3 protein-coding genes are annotated in these 1,211 nt (G+C 64.0%); all 3 read right to left on the bottom strand.

Annotated features, from left to right (window positions below):
- Nucleotides 1–39 precede the first annotated feature (39 nt).
- Entirely contained in the window at nt 40–561 is a 522-nt protein-coding gene (locus QH470_RS00025; protein ID WP_280270143.1) for an IS3 family transposase, read from the bottom strand.
- Nucleotides 498–956 carry an IS3 family transposase gene (locus QH470_RS00020; RefSeq protein ID WP_280270142.1) on the bottom strand — a complete coding sequence of 153 codons (459 nt, stop codon included), beginning with the start codon at nt 954–956 and terminating at the stop codon, nt 498–500. The genes QH470_RS00025 and QH470_RS00020 overlap by 64 nt, the downstream gene beginning before the upstream one ends.
- The coding region (locus QH470_RS00015; RefSeq protein ID WP_280270141.1) for a transposase at nt 956–1,211 on the bottom strand (256 nt) is incomplete at its 5' end. The genes QH470_RS00015 and QH470_RS00020, both read right to left, overlap by 1 nt.

The raw sequence follows: 1,211 nt of genomic DNA, 5'->3' as shown, positions 1-1,211 counted from the left end.
TGAGGTTCACCCCGAATGGTGGACAGGGGGCTTGCAGATTCAGGCGGCAGTGGTTCGAAGTGAACGCTCGTAGTCGTCGGGGCTTTGGTTCCCGATCGCGGAGTGCCGCCGGATAGTGTTGTAGTAGTTCATCCACTTGTCAACCGAGACAACGAGTTCGGCCTTCGTCGCGTAGGTGTGCCGGTAGTAGTGCTCGTGTTTGAAACTTGACCACAGCGATTCTGAAGGGCTGTTGTCCCAGCAGATTCCGGTCGCTCCCATCGACCGGAGCAACCCGTGGCGCCAGCAGGCTCGCGCGGTCGAATGCGCGGTGAACTCCCCACCGCGATCCGAATGCAGGATCGTGCCCTGGACCCGGCCTCCGCGTATCTCGACCGCGGCATCGATCGCTGTGGTGACCATGCCGGCGCCGATATGATCGGCCAGACTGTAGCCGAGCACTTTGCGGGTGTGGCCGTCGCGGATCGCGCAGAGGAACAGATCCCCCTGACCACAGGTCAGGTAGGTGATATCGGTCGTCCAGACGGCGTCGGGACGACCCTGATCGAAGCGGCGGGCCACCAGATCCGGAGGGACGCGGCCGCCGGATCGGTCACGGTGGTGCGCACTTTGAACGTTCGAGGACTGATCCCCTCGAGCCCGGCCTGCGCCATGATCTTGGCGACGGTCTTGGCGCAGACCCGCTCGCCCCGATCGCGTAACTCACCGGTGATCCGCGGTGATCCGTATGTGCCGTGCGATTCGCGATGAACCGCGGCGATCTTCGTCTCCAGATCCGCCCGCCGCTGCTGCCGGTCGGTGAGAACCGTTGCCGCCCTGCGATTCACATACGCGTAATAGCCCGAGGTTGATACCCGCAACAGTCGCGCCATGCGGCGAACCGAAAACCGGTGCCCTGCAGCCAGATCGGCACCAGCAACGCCGGTCGCAGTGTCGGGGCCGGCGTACTCGGCCATCAGATCGAACCGGGCCGGTTCGTCTGCATCGCGGCACAGTACGCCGACGCTTTTTTCAGGAACGCAATGTCTTTGTCCTGTTCAGCGACCTGCCTCCGCAGCCGCTGCAACTCGGCCCGCTCCGCAGCATCCAAGGGCTTTTCCCCGTGGATCTCGGCCGCGGCGATCCTGCGCCGCTCATCTTTGACCCACGTCCCCAGCAGACTCTCGTGAATACCCAGCTCCCGGGCAACTTCAGCGACCGTGCGACCCGAA

Source organism: Nocardia wallacei (genome assembly GCF_029868745.1).
Taxonomy (GTDB): Bacteria; Actinomycetota; Actinomycetes; order Mycobacteriales; family Mycobacteriaceae; genus Nocardia; species Nocardia wallacei_B.
The sequence above is the reverse complement of the archived record's forward strand: the minus strand, read 5'-3'. Positions and strand labels throughout refer to the sequence as shown.